Raw genomic sequence first — 16,354 nt, 5'->3', positions numbered from 1 at the left:
GTGAAAGAAAGAACAATACAACCTGTTAATAACGGATTGAATGGCAATATTACAATCCCAGGTGATAAATCCATTTCACACCGTGCTGTTATGTTCGGTTCGATTGCAGAAGGGAAAACAACAATTAAAGGTTTCTTGCCCGGTGCAGACTGTTTAAGTACTATTTCATGTTTTAAAGAAATGGGAGTAGAAATTACGCAAAACGGTGATGAAGTTACTGTAGTTGGTAAAGGATTAGAAGGTTTACAAGAACCGAAAGTTGTATTAGATGTTGGTAATTCTGGTACAACAATTCGATTAATGTCAGGTATATTAGCTAACACACCATTTTTCTCTTGCGTACAAGGTGATGAGTCTATCGCAAAAAGACCGATGAAGCGTGTAACAAACCCATTAAAACAAATGGGTGCAAACATTGACGGCAGAGAAGAAGGAACATTTACACCGCTAACAATACGTGGCGGAGATTTAAAAGCAATTGAATATATTTCTCCTGTTGCAAGTGCACAAGTAAAGTCAGCTATTTTACTTGCAGGTCTTCGTGCAGAAGGTGTAACAGCTGTTACAGAACCACATATTTCACGCGACCATACGGAAAGAATGCTTGAAGCATTTGGTGTTAAAGTAACTCGCGAAGGGAAAACAGTGAAGCTGTCAGGTGGACAAAAATTAACAGCAACAGACATTCAAGTGCCAGGTGACGTATCATCAGCAGCATTTTTCTTAGTAGCAGGTGCAATCATCCCAAATAGTAAACTAGTATTACAAAATGTAGGAATGAATCCAACTCGTACAGGTATTATTGATGTTTTAGAGAAAATGGGTGCTACGTTCACTGTAGATATAATTAACGAAGGGGCATCAGAACCAGCTGCAAATATTACAATTGAAACATCTTCATTAAAAGGAATTGAAATTGGCGGAGATATTATCCCTAGATTAATCGATGAGATTCCTGTAATCGCTTTAGCGGCAACGCAAGCGGAAGGAATTACAGTAATTAAAGATGCACACGAATTAAAAGTAAAAGAAACAAATCGTATTGATACAGTCGTTGCTGAGTTAACGAAACTAGGAGCTCGCATAGAAGCAACTGATGACGGCATGATCATTTACGGAAAATCAGCTCTAAAAGGCAATACAGTAAATAGTTATGGTGATCATCGCATCGGAATGATGCTTGCGATTGCTGGCTGTCTGGCAGAAGGAAAAACAATTATTGAAGATGCAGAAGCAGTAGGTGTATCATATCCTACATTCTTTGATGAACTTCAAAAGTTAGCTAAATAATAAGGATGGAAAGCAGATACGTGATGTATCTGCTTTTTTTGTTAAAACGTCTTTCTAATTTCACTTACCGAACTATAATAGAAAGAATTGTGATACAATTCAAACAGGGAATGGAGGAGAATTATATGAATGTCATACAATTAAAAGAAGATAAGTTCAGAGAAGCATTACGTTTATCAGAATACGCTTTTCAATATAAAGTAGATGAGGAACGATTACAGCAGCAACTTACAAAGATGAAGGAAAGTCATGAAATATACGGCATTATGGAAGGGGAAGACTTAGCAGCAAAACTACATCTTATTCCGTTTCATATTTACATAGGTAAAGAAAAATTTAAAATGGGTGGCGTTGCAGGGGTAGCGACGTATCCTGAGTATAGAAGAAGTGGGTATGTAAAAGAGCTACTTCAAGATTCACTTCAAACGATGAAAAAAGATGGCTATACAGTCTCTATGTTACATCCATTTGCGGTTTCATTTTACCGTAAATACGGCTGGGAACTTTGTGCGAATTTAGTCACATGTCATATGACTAAGAGCGATTTAGTGATGGAAAAACAAGTAAATGGCACTGTGAAACGTTTTAATAAAGAAAATCATCCAGAAGAGGTCGAAAAGCTCTATGAAGTATTTGCAGAACGTTTTTCAGGTATGCTAGTTCGAGAGAAGAACTGGTGGTTACAAGCGGTTTATGATGATTTAACATTAGCGATTTACTATGATGAAAATAAAAAGGCAGCAGGTTACATGTTATACAAAATAGAAAACTATAAAATGACAGTAGAAGAATTTGTACCACTACATAATGAAGCACGAAATGGTCTGTGGAACTTTATTTGCCAGCATGATTCTATGATTAAAGAACTTGAAATGACAGTAAGTGAAAACGAACCGTTGTTATATTCATTGCAAGAGCCACGCGTGAAGACAGAAATAAAACCATATTTTATGGGAAGAATTGTAGATGTAGAGCAATTCTTAAAACAATATGAGTTGAATTGGAACAATGTACAGCAAGAAGTGATCCTACACATTACAGACGCATTTGCTCCGTGGAATAACGTAACAGTGAGACTTGCAAATCATGAAATAACAATTGTAGAAGAAACAACGGAAAAAGGAATAAAACTGGATATAAATGCACTATCGGCAATAATGTTTGGTTATAAACGCCCATTAGAACTAAATGAACTTGAATTAATTAGTGGAAGTGACGAGGCAATACGGTCAATTGAGAATCTAGTACCAGTGCGTAAGCCATTTATTTATGATTTCTTTTAATTTGTATGTATGAAGGTGGGCTATCCTAAGTGAAATTTCGGGATAGCTTCCTCTTATATTGTGAATTTTTGTCGGTAAGTCAATATATCATGAGAATCGCTGATATAATTTTAAGTTGCGCCAATATATCCAGAAAGTCACTCATATAATTTCATTCACAAATAGAGGATAAAAAATCACAGTTATACTTTGTCACGCACTTGACTTTTAATTCATGTAATTTATAATTAAAAACGGAATGAATTTTCATTCCTGGAAATTGAGGTGGAAAAATGGCTAAAAACAAACAAGAGGATATTTTTGATGCTGCAATACAACTTTTTGCAGAACGAGGTTATGATGGTACAACAATTCCGATGATTGCTGAAAAAGCAAAAGTAGGCGCAGGTACGATCTACCGTTATTTTGAAAATAAAGAAGCGCTTGTTAATTCTTTATTTACGAAAAGTGTTTTACAACTATCGGAATTAATAAAAAATGATTTCCCGGTCGGTGCAAATATTCGTGAACAGTTTAGCCATACATACAACCGTTTATTTGAATTTGCGAGACAAAATGCAGATGCTTTTCTTTTTACAAATTCTCACTGTGATAGTTATTTTCTAGATGAACATAGCAATGAAATATTCGAGGACTTCATGGGTTTCTTCATGAACTTGATTGAAGATGGAATCGAAAAAGGTTTGCTTCGTCCATTACCACCAATTGCTTTAATTATTATTGTATATCAACCAATTGAAAAATTAATTAAAGTAATGGAAACAGGGCAGTTAGAATATACAGATGAATTAGTAAAGGAATTGGAAGAAAGTTGTTGGAATGCTATTAGAATCATTTGATTCTATAGCATTATAAGGACAGGAATGAACATTCATTCCGAGAGAGGTATGAAAAAGAATAACAGGAGATGATAACTCTTTATAACTAAAGGAATGAATATTCATTCCGATTCACCTAGTTTAATAAAGTTAATTAATAAATTAATAGAATGATAGGAATGAACGTTCATTCCGGGAAGTGTTTCCAAAAGATTAGGAATGAATATTCATTCCACATGTGGATTTTATAATGGGAGATGATTCAAATGAGCAAGTTAAAAAGTTGGAGAAGTTTATCTTTTCTATTATGGATAGTTATTACTATTACAATGGTTGTAACGATGCCTAATATGGATAAATTAGTGAAGGAAAAAGGGAAAATTACAATCCCTAATACAGAACAAAGCAGCATTGCTGACAAGATGATTAAAGAGATGGATAAAGAAGGGGTTGAAAAGTATGAAATTATAGCCGTTTTTAATAGTGGCAATAAGGCAGCTTTAACAGATGAACAAAAGAAGGAAATAACAAAAACGATCAACGCCCTGCAAAATGAAAAAGAGCAATTAGGAATTAAGGAAGTTGTTTCGCATTTAGATAATAAAGACTTGGAGAAACAATTAGTTTCTAAAGATAATACGACTATTTTAACGCAAATATCGATAGATAAAAAACATGGTGAAATATCAAGAGTTTCAAATAATCTGCATGAAAAGGTGCAAACGAAAGGAGTAAAAACGTATTTAACAGGAAGTGACTTAATAGCGGGTGATTTTCTTAAATCCTCTCAAGAGGGAGTGAAAAAGACAGAAGTTATTTCAATCATTTTCATTCTTGTAGTATTAATCCTCGTATTTCGTTCACCAGTTGTTCCGATTGTTTCTCTTCTTACAGTCGGTGTGTCGTATTTAGTTTCAATGGGGATTATTGCTCAGCTTGTAGATCAATTTAATTTCCCATTTTCAAACTTTACACAAGTGTTCGTAGTCGTCGTCCTCTTTGGAGTAGGAACAGATTATAACATTTTATTATATACGAGGTTTAAAGAAGAATTAAGTAAACAAGAAAATGCATTTTGGGCCACGAAAGAAACATTTAAATCGGCAGGTAAAACCGTATTATATAGCGGTATAGCGGTGCTAATTGGTTTTGCATCACTTGCGTTAGCGAATTTTAAATTATATCAATCTACTTCAGCGGTAGCAATTGGTGTTTTAGTATTACTACTCGTATTAACGACTTTAAATCCATTTTTCATGGTGCTTTTAGGAAAAGGAATGTTTTATCCAGTTAAAACATTTAAAGGTCATGAGGATAGTCGCTTATGGGGATTCTTTGCGAAAAACTCAGTAGTAAGGCCATTTGTCGCTTTAATCATCGTATTTGTAATATCGATTCCTTTCATATTAAAATACTCTAATACACTAAATTACAATGATTTATTTGAAGTAGATAATAAGTATGAATCAAAGATGGGTATTAACGTAATAGAGGATCATTTTCCGCCTGGTTTCTCTTCACCGAGTACATTAGTCATTCAATCTGATAAAAAGCTGGATGAAGGAACTTCTCTACAAATTTTAGACGAATTAACTGATAAAATTTTGAAAGTTAAAGGTGTATCAGAAGTATATGCACCAACACGTCCAACTGGTGAGAAGATAAAAGAATTATATTTAAATAAGCAAGCGGGAGAATTGAATACAGGATTAGGAGATGCCGATGGTGGCATAAAGGAAATTAATGATGGATTAACGGATGCGAAAAATAAAATGGGAAGTAATGATTCAAATAGTCTTGCGAATGTTCAAAAATTAATTGATGGAACGAACGAGGCGAAAAACGGGGTATCAGCATTAGGAACAGCTTTACATCAATTATCAAATGGCATAAACGACGGTGCACAAGGGGCACAGCAAATTGAGAGTGGCTTAGCTTCAGTAAACGAAAATATAAATGTTCTATCTAATGCAACGTCGCAGCTGCATGCTGGCTATGCACAGTTAGAAAAAGGTTTAAGCTCTTACGATCAGTACTTCGGAAGCATTTCTCAAGCAATTGATGGTGCGAAAAAGGGATATGAACAAATTGAAATGTTAATGACCAATTTCGTTCAAACGAAACCAGAACTAGCGAATGATTCAAACATACAACAAACGATAGGGATTGCTAAAGAAGCTCAAAAACAATTAAATGTACTTTCAAAAGAATTAAATCAATTAGCAACGCAGCATAAAGCAGCGATGAGTTCATTTAAAGAAGCGAATCAATCGTTACTGAAAGTGGATAACGGCTTAAAAGAAATGAACAATGGAATTAATAAGTTACAAAAGGGAGCAGCGGATCTTAAAAATGGATTAAATGAAGGTTCTGCAGGTTCAAAACAAATTGCGAATAAATCAGCTGAGTTACAATCTGGATTAACGAAAATAAACGATGGGCAAGGGCAACTTTTAACGGGCCTTAAAGACCTGCAGGAAAAGATGTGGCAATTACAATCTGGTTTATCTAAAAGTACAGAAGGGCTTGGAAAAGTAAGCAATGGCCTGCATGACGCGCAGAAATATTTAGGGGAGCTCAATGAATCGAAAAGCTCTGAGAAGTTTTATATTCCAAAAGAAGTGTTAGAGGGAGACGATTTCCAAAAAGCATTGAACACGTACATGTCACAAGATAGAAAGATTGCTAAAATGACCATCATTTTAGATGTAAATCCGTATTCAAAAGAAGCAATGCCGATTATTCAAGAAATCAATAAAACAATCGAGGGCACTGTAAAGGGAACGGAATTAAAGGATGCGAAAACAGCAATTGGCGGAACAACAGCTAGAAACGTTGATTTAAAAGAAGTAACGGGGCAAGATTTCTTACGTACAGCTACGATTATGTTAATTGGAATTGCGATTGTATTACTTGTAATTACACGTTCATTATTAAATACAATATTTATTATTGGCTCATTACTATTAGCGTACTTTGCATCGCTTGGTATAAGCGAACAAATTAGTGCACATGTATTACATGTAGAGTCATTAAGCTGGAATGTTCCATTCTTTAGCTTCATTATGATTGTCGCTTTAGGAGTGGATTATAGTATTTTCGTAATGATGCGCTATAACGAGGTAGAAGGGGATTCGGTAACGAAAATTATAACTGCATCTCGTCATATAGGAGGAGTTGTATTATCAGCGGCGCTAATTTTAGTAGGGACATTTGCAGCATTAATCCCTTCAGGTGTATTAACACTTATACAAGTAGCATCAGTTGTTGGCGTTGCACTATTACTATTAGCTTTAATCGTGATGCCGATATTGTTACCTGCTTTAATGGGGTTAACGAGTAAATTGAAGAGTTATAAAGAAAAGATAATAAATACGAAATAAGTGAAGACTGTAGGGGATGATTTCTCTACAGTTTTTCTATATATAAAATTTTGAATGAAAAATGAATCCAATGTATTACAGAATGAGAAGTGAATGGTTATATGAGAAAGAGGTCAATGATATACATACAATAGCTAGGGGAATGGATAAAAACTATCCGATTTCATTATAGAAAGGTAATCAACCGTTGCTATTCATCCAGCTTCTACTATATAATAGCTATAGTCTACAATAATTGAGTCGTAATATGCGATTTTTTAAGACAATCGGTGAGAAAACGCTGAAATAAGCGGTATTAGTAGGAGGACACAAATGATTACAGTAAGTAACGTTAGTTTGCGTTTCGCGGATCGCAAATTATTTGAAGATGTTAACATAAAATTCACGCCAGGTAACTGCTACGGTTTAATCGGAGCAAACGGTGCTGGTAAATCAACATTTCTAAAGATTTTATCTGGAGAAATTGAACCATCAACAGGTGATATACATATTACGCCAGGTGAGCGTCTAGCAGTATTAAAACAGAACCACTTCGAATATGAAGAGTTCCCAGTATTAGAAACAGTAATTATGGGTCACACGCAACTTTACAAAGTAATGCAAGAGAAAAATGCTATTTACATGAAAGAAGACTTTAGTGATGAAGATGGAATGCGTGCTGCAGAACTTGAAGGTGAGTTCGCTGAGCTTAACGGTTGGGAAGCTGAGTCAGAAGCTGCAATCCTTCTAAAAGGTCTTGGTATTGGTGAAGATCTTCATGACAAAAAATTATCAGAATTGACTGGTGCAGAGAAAGTAAAAGTATTACTTGCTCAAGCATTATTCGGTAAACCTGATATTCTATTACTAGATGAGCCTACCAACCACTTGGACTTAAAAGCGATTCAATGGTTAGAAAACTTCTTAATGAACTTTGAAAATACAGTAATCGTTGTATCCCATGACCGTCACTTCTTAAACAAAGTATGTACGCACATGGCTGATCTTGATTTCGGTAAAATTCAACTTTATGTTGGTAACTATGACTTCTGGTATGAGTCAAGCCAATTAGCTTTAAAATTAACACAAGATGCTAATAAGAAAAAAGAAGAGAAAGTAAAAGAGTTACAAAACTTCATTGCACGCTTTAGCTCAAACGCATCTAAAGCGAAACAAGCAACTTCTCGTAAAAAATTATTAGATAAAATTACATTAGATGATATTAGACCATCATCACGTCGTTACCCATTCGTTGGCTTCACACCTGAGCGTGAAATAGGAAATGACTTATTAACTGTTGAAGGCCTTTCTAAAACAATTGATGGCGAAAAAGTGTTAGATAATGTGTACTTCACTTTAAATAAAGGTGATAAAGTTGCATTTATCGGTCGTAACGATATCGCGATGACAACATTATTTAAAATCCTTATGGGTGAAATGGAGCCAGATAGCGGTTCATTCAAATGGGGTGTTACAACATCTCAATCTTACTTCCCAAGAGATAACTCTAAGTACTTTGAGAACAGTGACTATAACTTAGTTGATTGGTTACGCCAATTCTCTCCACAAGATGAGTCAGAAAGCTTCTTACGTGGTTTCTTAGGCCGTATGTTATTCTCAGGTGAAGAAGTTAAGAAGAACGTTTCTGTATTATCTGGAGGCGAAAAAGTTCGTTGTATGTTATCTAAAATGATGTTAAGTGGTGCGAACGTAATCACACTTGACGATCCAACGAACCACTTAGACCTTGAGTCTATCACTGCATTAAACAACGGTTTAATTGCTTTCAAAGGTACAATGTTATTCACATCTCATGACCATCAGTTCGTACAAACAATTGCAAACCGCATTATCGAAGTAACACCAAACGGTGTAATCGATAAAGAGGCAACTTACGATGAGTACTTAGAAAATGAAGAACTTCAAAAACAAGTAGATGCAATGTACAAAGGTCAATAATATATCATGAAAAAACTCGCTCTTTTTAGAGCGAGTTTTTTTGTCGAGAAAACATAACACCACTGGTAGGGTAAATGAATAATTATTCAAATATAACATTAGTGAACATGAGGGTTTTTCATGTATGGAAGAGATGTAATGAATTTAAGATTTAGTTGAAGTAGGGAAATGTAAGATGAGCGATATAATTAAATAACATTATTTTGTCATGTGAAATATGTACCAAAATTGGAGATAGAATAGTTTGCGAATGAGTTTATAAAGGTATATAGTATGGGATGTCATAATTAGTGGATGAATCTTGGGAGAAAACAGGAAATGTTACAAATTTATTTTGTTAAATAGAAACCAAGGTCAAAATGTTTAAAAAGAAATAGTTGAATAAATACTAGCTTCAAATTATAATTACTAATATTCTTCATATAGTTAAATAAAGATAATCTATTTGAAGAAGAAAATTTGAATAGAGAGACAGACTTATAAAAAATAAGCCTTGGATGATTAAAAGAGGTGGAGAAATGAAACAGTTCTTATTAAAGAGCAAAAGTGTGTTAAGCAATCATTTTGGATTCTTTCTGTTTGCCGTTATTTTATTTTGGCTCAAAACATATGCCGCGTATGTAACGGAATTTAATTTAGGAATTTCAAACACAATCCAAAAATTCTTGCTGTTTTTCAACCCGCTTAGTTCAGCAGTTCTATTTTTAGGACTTGCATTATTTGCAAAAGGGAAACGATCTTATATTTGGTTAATCGTTATCAACTTGTTATTGTCGATTCTTTTATACGCAAACGTAGTATACTATCGCTTTTTCAGTGACTTTATTACGTTCCCGACATTAACACAAACGAATAACTTTGGAGATTTAGGTGGTAGTATTCTTGCGTTGCTACATCTTTATGATCCACTATACTTTTTAGACACGATTATATTAATTGTGTTAGTCGCAACAAAATTTGCAAATCCAAAACCAATTCGTGTTGCGAAGCATAAATTATCTCTAGTATTTGTAGCAGGTATTTTATTATTCAGTGTTAACTTAGGTCTTGCAGAGTCTGACCGTCCTGAATTATTAACAAGAACGTTTGACCGTAATTATATTGTGAAATATTTAGGGGCATACAACTACACAATTTATGATGGAATTCAAAGTGCGAAAGCATCGACAGAACGAGCATTAGCTGATGGCGATAATATGACAGAAGTACGAAATTATTTAACATCAACTTATGCAAGTCCAAATCCTGAGTATTTCGGTAAAGGAAAGGGAATGAACGTAATTTATATTCATTTAGAGTCATTCCAAAACTTCTTAATTGATTACAAATTAAATGGTCAAGAAGTTACACCGTTCTTAAACTCATTTACAAAAGATGCGAATACACTATACTTTGATAACTTCTTCCATCAGACAGGACAAGGGAAAACATCTGATGCGGAGTTTATGTTAGAGAATTCAATGTTTGGTTTACCGCAAGGTTCTGTCTTTACAACGAAATCTCATAATACGTATCAATCAGCACCAGCTATTTTAGGACAACAAGGATACACATCAGCAGTATTCCACGGTAACTACAAAACATTCTGGAACCGTGACGATATTTATAAATCATTTGGTTTTAATAAATTCTTTGATGCGTCATACTACGATATGAATGAAAAAGACGTAGTAAACTACGGATTAAAAGATAAACCGTTCTTTAATGAATCTATTCCGTTATTACAAACATTGAAACAACCTTTCTATACGAAGTTTATTACGTTATCGAACCATTTCCCTTATCCAATTGATAAGGCAGAAGCAACGATTGAACCAGCAACAACAGGTGATTCATCAGTAGATACGTACTTCCAAACAGCACGCTATTTAGATGAATCTGTAAAAGGCTTCATCGATTACTTGAAACAATCTGGTTTATATGATAACTCAATTATCGTTATGTACGGAGACCATTACGGTATTTCAGATAATCATAACGCAGCAATGTCAAAAGTAATGGGTAAAGAAATGAACTCATTTGAAAATGCACAGTTACAACGTGTACCTTTAATCGTTCGTGTACCAGGAGTGAAAGGTGGCGTACAACATCAATATGGCGGTGAAATTGACGTTCTTCCTACGTTATTACACTTACTAGGTACAGATACGAAAAACTATGTTCAATTCGGTTCAGATTTATTATCACCAGAGCATAAACAAGTCGTTGCGTTCCGTAACGGTAACTACGTAAGCCCAACTGTTACTGCACTAAACGGCAAATACTATGATACAACAACTGGAAAACCTGTAGAATTTACAGATGAAATAAAGAAAAATGAACAAATGGTTCAAAACTCACTAAAATACTCTGACCAAGTCGTAAATGGTGACTTATTACGATTCTACACACCGGAAGGATTCACTCCAGTAGATCGTTCGAAGTATAACTATAACAATCGTGATAAAAACAAAACGAAGGTAAAAACGACTCCGGAAGGGGAAGCTAAATAATAAAAAGCGCTATTCATATGAATAGCGCTTTTTATTTGTAAATATACCATCATTATTAGACAGAACTAGCTGTTGCTTTTTGTTTTGCTTTTCCGAAGAAAACTACACCGACGATGATAATAATGATAAATGTCCATTTAATGAAAGGGTTACTTTCAAAAAATCCAGCAAACCATTTCTCATCTACAATCATTTTTGCAGCAGTATAAGCTAAAACCGCTGCTCCAATCGTAATGATGACAGGAAAACGATCCACCCATTTTAAAATCAATGTACTGCCCCATACGACTACAGGAATAGAAACTAATAGACCAATGATTACTAAAGAAAAGTTACCATGGGCAGCTCCTGCAACAGCGAGTACATTATCAATGCCCATTAACGCATCAGCGATAATAATGGTTTTAATAGCAGACCAAAATCCTTCTTCGGCTTTAATATCATGATTTTTGCCCTCAGCAATCAACTTGTAAGCGATCCATATAAGAAGTATACCGCCAATTAGGAGTAAACCAGGTATTTTTAATAACCAAACGACAACTAAGGTAGCGAGGGCTCTAATAGCGATTGCCCCGACAGTACCCCATATAATAACTTTTTTTTGTTGGTCTTTCGGTAATCTTCTTGCTGCTAATCCAATTACGATGGCATTATCTCCGGCTAACACTAAATCGATTACAATGATGGCAAGCAAGGCAGACAAATATTCAGATGAGAGAAACTCCATATACATATCACTCCTTATGGTTAATATGTGCTAAAGTGTTGATAATATAAAAAGGGTTGAAATTTTATATTCAATCCATAATTTCTTACTATATTTTGATAAATCTGTTTTAATTTCGTATAAGTCGCTTTTGCAATCTTTTTTGTTTTTCGATTCTTTTTCTTAATTTTCGATTCATCTTTTTAATACGGTTTTCTTTTCTACTATTCCAGTTATCACTTCTGATTTCATTAATAGATGTATCTTCCTTAGCGCGAAAACGCCTTACTTTTTTTACGAAGGAAAGGGGAATGTTGCCGATAACACCTTGTTTTTCTAACGAATCCTCTTTATCTAGACACCAATCAGGATGAGATAATAAATAATCGAAATCAAATATTATCTCGTATTTTTTATCCATATATGTATACCATTCATCTAAAGTACACTTATTTTTTGTATGTAAATATATTGATCCATCAGTCATAGCACAGCACCAATAGTCAAAATAGCTCCATAGTACCCATTCTTTCGGTACATCTAGTGTTAAAATTACCATTTTTGAATTTGTTCTACCCCAAGCTTTATGATTTCGATTTGGGTAATTATTTGCTTCCCAGACCCAAATAGGATAGTTACCTTCGTAATGAGGCAATCTTGTTTTAGCAACGCGCACCATCCAGTCATATGAATATAAATCGTCTGGATCGATGAATTCTTTATTACCTTCTAAATAACCAAGTTTCTTAAATTGTTTCCAAGCTTCTTCAGTTTGTACTGTATATACGATCATATGGCACCTACTTATTTAAACTAAATTTTAGTATAACATGTGATTTTGAATTTTTATTGATATTAGAGAAGGGGGAATTTGAGTCGAATATACGAAGAGTAATTCCCAAAACGACAAAAAGACTTGATTCCCAGCTAAAGGGAATCAAGTCTTTTCATTACATACGATTATCATGCCAGAAGTTTAATGGGAAATGTTCGTTCTCATTATATGCTTCTAATTCATATCCTTTTTCTTTCAGTCCTTTAATAATTCCAGGTACTGCTTTTACTGATTGTGGATGAATATCATGCATAAGGATAACTTCTGTTGGATTTGTAGCACCATGTAACACGTTCTCTACAATTTTAGCAGATGCAGCATCAACTTGCATTTTGTTGTATTTCCAGTCTAAAGAATCAATTGTCCAATCCCAAACTTTTAAGCCATTTTCTACAACTTTGTTGCGAAGAGCTTCGTTTAATCCTGGCATAGAGCCGTAAGATGGACGAGTTAATACTGGTGATTTACCTAAAACACCAGCGATTAAGCCTTGGTCTTCCTTCATTTCATCTACGTAATGACCTTCTGTGTAAAGTTTCTTGTAGTTATGAGTCATACTGTGCATCCCAACGTAGTGGCCTTCAGCATCTTCGCGTTTTACAAGATCAGGGAAAGCTTTTACGTTTGAACCAATTAGGAAGAATGTTGCTTTTGCATTTTCTTTCTTTAACATATCTAAAAGCTCAGCTGTGTATTTTCCAGGACCATCATCAAATGTTAAATAAGCGACTTTTCTAACTTGTCCGTTATAATGTTTAGGAGCTTCTTTCGGAGCAAGAGATGTTTGAATCTCACTTACAAGTTGAACAGATTTTGCTTCATCCTCTGTACTAGCTAGAGCAGTATGTACTGATCCCAAAGCCGCTTCGTATGTGAATAATACCCCCGCACAAACTAACATAGCCCTTTTTACTAAAGTTGTCATTCGAATTCCATTGTGCATAATTTTCCTTCTCTCTATAAAAGTTCTACTCTACTATATTAGCAATTATAGGTAGGGAAATGCAAAAAAACTTTTTTACAAGTGTAAAAAAGTTTACTCAAAAGTATGCAAGATTTTATATCAATTGCAGTTTTGAAAAATAGGATGAATTTAAACTTTATTATTTAAACTTTCAATCATCAAATTTAAATCTTCTAATAAGGATGCATGCGCTTTTTTAGGAGAACCTGTATCAAAGGGAGGCTGAGGGTCGTATTCTAACATGAGTTGAACTGCTTTGCTTTTTTCATCTCCAAATTCCCAAGCTATTAACTGAAGGGCCATATCAATACCTGCAGATACACCAGCAGCTGTTATAATTTTTTCATGGCGCACGAATCTCTCTTCAGTTGGAATAGCTCCGAGAGAACGAAGTAAGTTAAAACAGCTCCAATGACTAGTAGCATTAACACCATTTAGTAGACCAGTAGCACCTAAGATTAAGGAGCCCGTACATACAGTTGTAGTCCACTTTGTCGTTTTATGTATTTGGAGAATCCAATTAAGAGTTTCTTCATCCTTCATAAGTTGTGTAAAGTTTGGTGGACGACATCCGGGAATAATAAGAATATCTGCTGAAGTAATTTCATTAAAATTGTAATCAGCATGTAAATAGCCCATTTTCGAATCTAATTTTATTAATCCCTTCGTTTTAGCAACAAATTTTATGTTGTTGTTGCTTTCTGCAGCAAATACTTCGTATGGACCAATAGCATCTAATGCAGTAATTCCATCATAGAGCATAATAACGATTTCCATTAAAACCTCTCCTTTATTTGTTACGAATTGAATCTAGTAACGATAAGGAAGATAAAATTATTGAATATTCTTTTATCGTTACTTTAAATATACTATACCTCTAATGTGTATCGCTTAGTGCAACTATGTCAAAGGTGTGACGAAATCTATGAATAGGTTCATTTATTTTGAAAAGATGTATTCACTTATTTAATGGGTAAAAGTTTAATTTACTTGGAATTTCTATTAAAAACGATATGCAACTTTCACAGAAAGAAGAAATGAAAAATATAGTACTTAGGCTAAAGTCTTAAAACGAAAGGAGACTAATCATACTTTCGTATCATTTCATTTTCATTCCAATTATTGATTCGAATATTTTTGCTTTTTATTAAAATATTGGTAAAGAAACAATTACATGAAAAAAGGAGTGGGAATATGGATAATTATATTTGCACTACATGTGGAGTACAGTATCCCGAAAATGAAGAAGCACCTTCTCGCTGTAAAATTTGTAATGAGGAAAGACAATATGTTAATCCAATTGGGCAGTCATGGACAACATTAGAAACGATGCAAAATAGCAATTTATACAAAAACGAAATAATAAAAGAAGAAAGCGGTTTGTATAGCATTACTACTAAACCTAAATTTGCGATTGGACAAACAGCATTTTTAATACAAAGTAAAACTCTAAATGTTATGTGGGATTGCATTAGTTATTTAGATGATAAAACGATACAACGTATATATGATTTAGGTGGTATTCAAGCAATAGCACTTTCTCATCCACATTATTACTCTACACAAGTTAAATGGGCGGAAACATTCAATGTACCTATTTATATTCATGAAGATGATAAAGAGTGGGTGGTTCGTCCGAGTAAGCAAATTAAATTTTGGTCTGGGGAGCATCTGATATTATCGGAAGAACTTACATTGCATCGCTTAGGAGGCCATTTTAAGGGCGGAACTGTTATACATTGGAAAGACGGTAATGAAGGGAAAGGCATTTTGTTATCAGGTGATATTATACAAGTAGTTTCGGATCGAAAATGGGTAAGTTTTATGTATAGTTATCCCAATCTCATTCCATTACCAGCGAATAAAGTTAGAGATATGGCAGAGAAGGTAAAAGATATCCAATTTTGTCGACTATATAATGCATTTCATGGTGTGGTGGAAGATGCGAATAAAGCTGTACAAAGATCTGCTGATCGGTATATAAAGGCCCTGCAAGGAGAACTATTTCATACGTAATAGCTTGTAATTCATCTCTACATTTATATAACTAATTTTATATGAATTTTATACTAAAGTCCTATTGTTTATTAACTAATAGGTCTTTCAACTTAGGAAGTTCACACTAATGAGGGATGTTAAAGGGAATATATGTAACCTATACTAATTACTATAAAGCTTTGGAAAATGAAAAGGAGGAGATTTGCATGAAGAATTGGGTTCAATTTAGAATTGCAAGACCAACAGATAAATTTGAAGAAGTGATAAATTTTTATGAAACAGGATTAGGTTTAAAACGTATAGGGGAATTTCACAATCATGAAGGATATGATGGGGTTATGTTTGGCTTACCAGATGAAGAGTATCATTTGGAGTTTACTACACATGTTAATGGAAGTCCATGTCCGGCACCGACAAAAGATAATTTATTAGTTTTTTATATGCCTAATAAAGATGAAATTGAAAAGATAGTGAATCGATTAAGTAATATGGGCTATCATGAGGTGGAACCAGAAAACCCGTATTGGATAGAGAAAGGAACCACAATAGAGGATCCAGATGGTTGGAGAATTGTGCTTATGAATGCATCTGAATAAAGAAACTATTTTCATATGAAATAGAGTGTAACAAAATGATTTAGACATAAA

12 protein-coding genes are annotated in these 16,354 nt (G+C 34.2%); 8 read left to right on the top strand and 4 right to left on the bottom strand.

Features of this window, described 5'->3' with window-relative positions; all coding sequences use genetic code 11:
• The 6 genes from aroA (at nucleotide 1) to ltaS (ending at nucleotide 11,204) form a co-directional block, all read left to right on the top strand.
• Nucleotides 1–1,290 (top strand): 3-phosphoshikimate 1-carboxyvinyltransferase, encoded by a 1,290-nt coding sequence (aroA, locus tag IBT51_RS25695; protein WP_088022194.1) that lies wholly within the window; start codon nucleotides 1–3, stop codon nucleotides 1,288–1,290.
• A gap of 125 nt (nucleotides 1,291–1,415) precedes the next feature.
• Nucleotides 1,416–2,573, top strand: a complete 1,158-nt coding sequence (locus tag IBT51_RS25690) for a GNAT family N-acetyltransferase (RefSeq protein WP_200458240.1) — start codon at nucleotides 1,416–1,418, stop codon at nucleotides 2,571–2,573.
• A gap of 272 nt (nucleotides 2,574–2,845) precedes the next feature.
• On the top strand, nucleotides 2,846–3,412 hold the full coding sequence (locus tag IBT51_RS25685; protein WP_001107291.1) for a TetR/AcrR family transcriptional regulator: 567 nt from the start codon (nucleotides 2,846–2,848) through the stop codon (nucleotides 3,410–3,412).
• 245 nt (nucleotides 3,413–3,657) lie between these two features.
• A complete protein-coding gene (locus IBT51_RS25680) occupies nucleotides 3,658–6,774 on the top strand; it encodes an MMPL family transporter (RefSeq protein ID WP_200458241.1) in 3,117 nt (1,038 codons plus the stop codon).
• 312 nt (nucleotides 6,775–7,086) lie between these two features.
• On the top strand, nucleotides 7,087–8,712 hold the full coding sequence (locus IBT51_RS25675; RefSeq protein ID WP_000633860.1) for an ABC-F family ATP-binding cassette domain-containing protein: 1,626 nt from the start codon (nucleotides 7,087–7,089) through the stop codon (nucleotides 8,710–8,712).
• 518 nt (nucleotides 8,713–9,230) lie between these two features.
• Nucleotides 9,231–11,204: a lipoteichoic acid synthase gene (gene ltaS / locus IBT51_RS25670; protein ID WP_000808748.1), complete on the top strand. Its 1,974-nt coding sequence runs from the start codon at nucleotides 9,231–9,233 to the stop codon at nucleotides 11,202–11,204.
• Between the two features lie 55 nt (nucleotides 11,205–11,259).
• Here the strand turns inward: ltaS and IBT51_RS25665 are convergent, their stop codons facing one another.
• From IBT51_RS25665 to IBT51_RS25650, 4 genes are all read right to left on the bottom strand, one after another.
• A complete protein-coding gene (locus IBT51_RS25665; protein WP_053564170.1) occupies nucleotides 11,260–11,931 on the bottom strand; it encodes a TerC family protein in 672 nt (223 codons plus the stop codon).
• 109 nt (nucleotides 11,932–12,040) lie between these two features.
• Nucleotides 12,041–12,703, bottom strand: a complete 663-nt coding sequence (locus tag IBT51_RS25660; RefSeq protein WP_109737099.1) for a DUF3841 domain-containing protein — start codon at nucleotides 12,701–12,703, stop codon at nucleotides 12,041–12,043.
• A gap of 157 nt (nucleotides 12,704–12,860) precedes the next feature.
• Nucleotides 12,861–13,688, bottom strand: a complete 828-nt coding sequence (locus IBT51_RS25655) for a peptidoglycan-N-acetylglucosamine deacetylase (RefSeq protein WP_000551449.1) — start codon at nucleotides 13,686–13,688, stop codon at nucleotides 12,861–12,863.
• 150 nt (nucleotides 13,689–13,838) lie between these two features.
• Complete coding sequence (locus tag IBT51_RS25650; RefSeq protein WP_000407025.1) at nucleotides 13,839–14,486, bottom strand: DJ-1/PfpI family protein; 648 nt, start codon at nucleotides 14,484–14,486, stop codon at nucleotides 13,839–13,841.
• A 417-nt stretch (nucleotides 14,487–14,903) separates the two neighbouring features.
• Between IBT51_RS25650 and IBT51_RS25645 the strand changes: the two genes are divergently transcribed.
• A complete protein-coding gene (locus tag IBT51_RS25645; protein ID WP_069355807.1) occupies nucleotides 14,904–15,725 on the top strand; it encodes an MBL fold metallo-hydrolase in 822 nt (273 codons plus the stop codon).
• A gap of 188 nt (nucleotides 15,726–15,913) precedes the next feature.
• Nucleotides 15,914–16,303 carry a VOC family protein gene (locus IBT51_RS25640; RefSeq protein WP_000800663.1) on the top strand — a complete coding sequence of 130 codons (390 nt, stop codon included), beginning with the start codon at nucleotides 15,914–15,916 and terminating at the stop codon, nucleotides 16,301–16,303.
• Nucleotides 16,304–16,354 lie beyond the last annotated feature (51 nt).

The organism is Bacillus sp. S71 (genome assembly GCF_016625265.1).
GTDB classification, from domain to species: domain Bacteria; phylum Bacillota; class Bacilli; order Bacillales; family Bacillaceae_G; genus Bacillus_A; species Bacillus_A cereus.
Note: the sequence above shows the minus strand (reverse complement) of the source record. Positions and strands in the feature narration are given on the sequence as shown.

Excerpts from the sequence above, each read along its gene's own strand:
- IBT51_RS25685 (WP_001107291.1), top strand. The coding sequence starts at position 2,846 with ATGGCTAAAAACAAACAAGAGGATATTTTTGATGCTGCAATACAACTT.
- IBT51_RS25640 (WP_000800663.1), top strand. The coding sequence starts at position 15,914 with ATGAAGAATTGGGTTCAATTTAGAATTGCAAGACCAACAGATAAATTT.
- IBT51_RS25660 (WP_109737099.1), bottom strand. The coding sequence starts at position 12,703 with ATGATCGTATATACAGTACAAACTGAAGAAGCTTGGAAACAATTTAAG.
- IBT51_RS25675 (WP_000633860.1), top strand. The coding sequence starts at position 7,087 with ATGATTACAGTAAGTAACGTTAGTTTGCGTTTCGCGGATCGCAAATTA.
- IBT51_RS25645 (WP_069355807.1), top strand. The coding sequence starts at position 14,904 with ATGGATAATTATATTTGCACTACATGTGGAGTACAGTATCCCGAAAAT.
- IBT51_RS25690 (WP_200458240.1), top strand. The coding sequence starts at position 1,416 with ATGAATGTCATACAATTAAAAGAAGATAAGTTCAGAGAAGCATTACGT.
- ltaS (WP_000808748.1), top strand. The coding sequence starts at position 9,231 with ATGAAACAGTTCTTATTAAAGAGCAAAAGTGTGTTAAGCAATCATTTT.
- IBT51_RS25650 (WP_000407025.1), bottom strand. The coding sequence starts at position 14,486 with ATGGAAATCGTTATTATGCTCTATGATGGAATTACTGCATTAGATGCT.
- IBT51_RS25680 (WP_200458241.1), top strand. The coding sequence starts at position 3,658 with ATGAGCAAGTTAAAAAGTTGGAGAAGTTTATCTTTTCTATTATGGATA.
- IBT51_RS25655 (WP_000551449.1), bottom strand. The coding sequence starts at position 13,688 with ATGCACAATGGAATTCGAATGACAACTTTAGTAAAAAGGGCTATGTTA.
- IBT51_RS25665 (WP_053564170.1), bottom strand. The coding sequence starts at position 11,931 with ATGGAGTTTCTCTCATCTGAATATTTGTCTGCCTTGCTTGCCATCATT.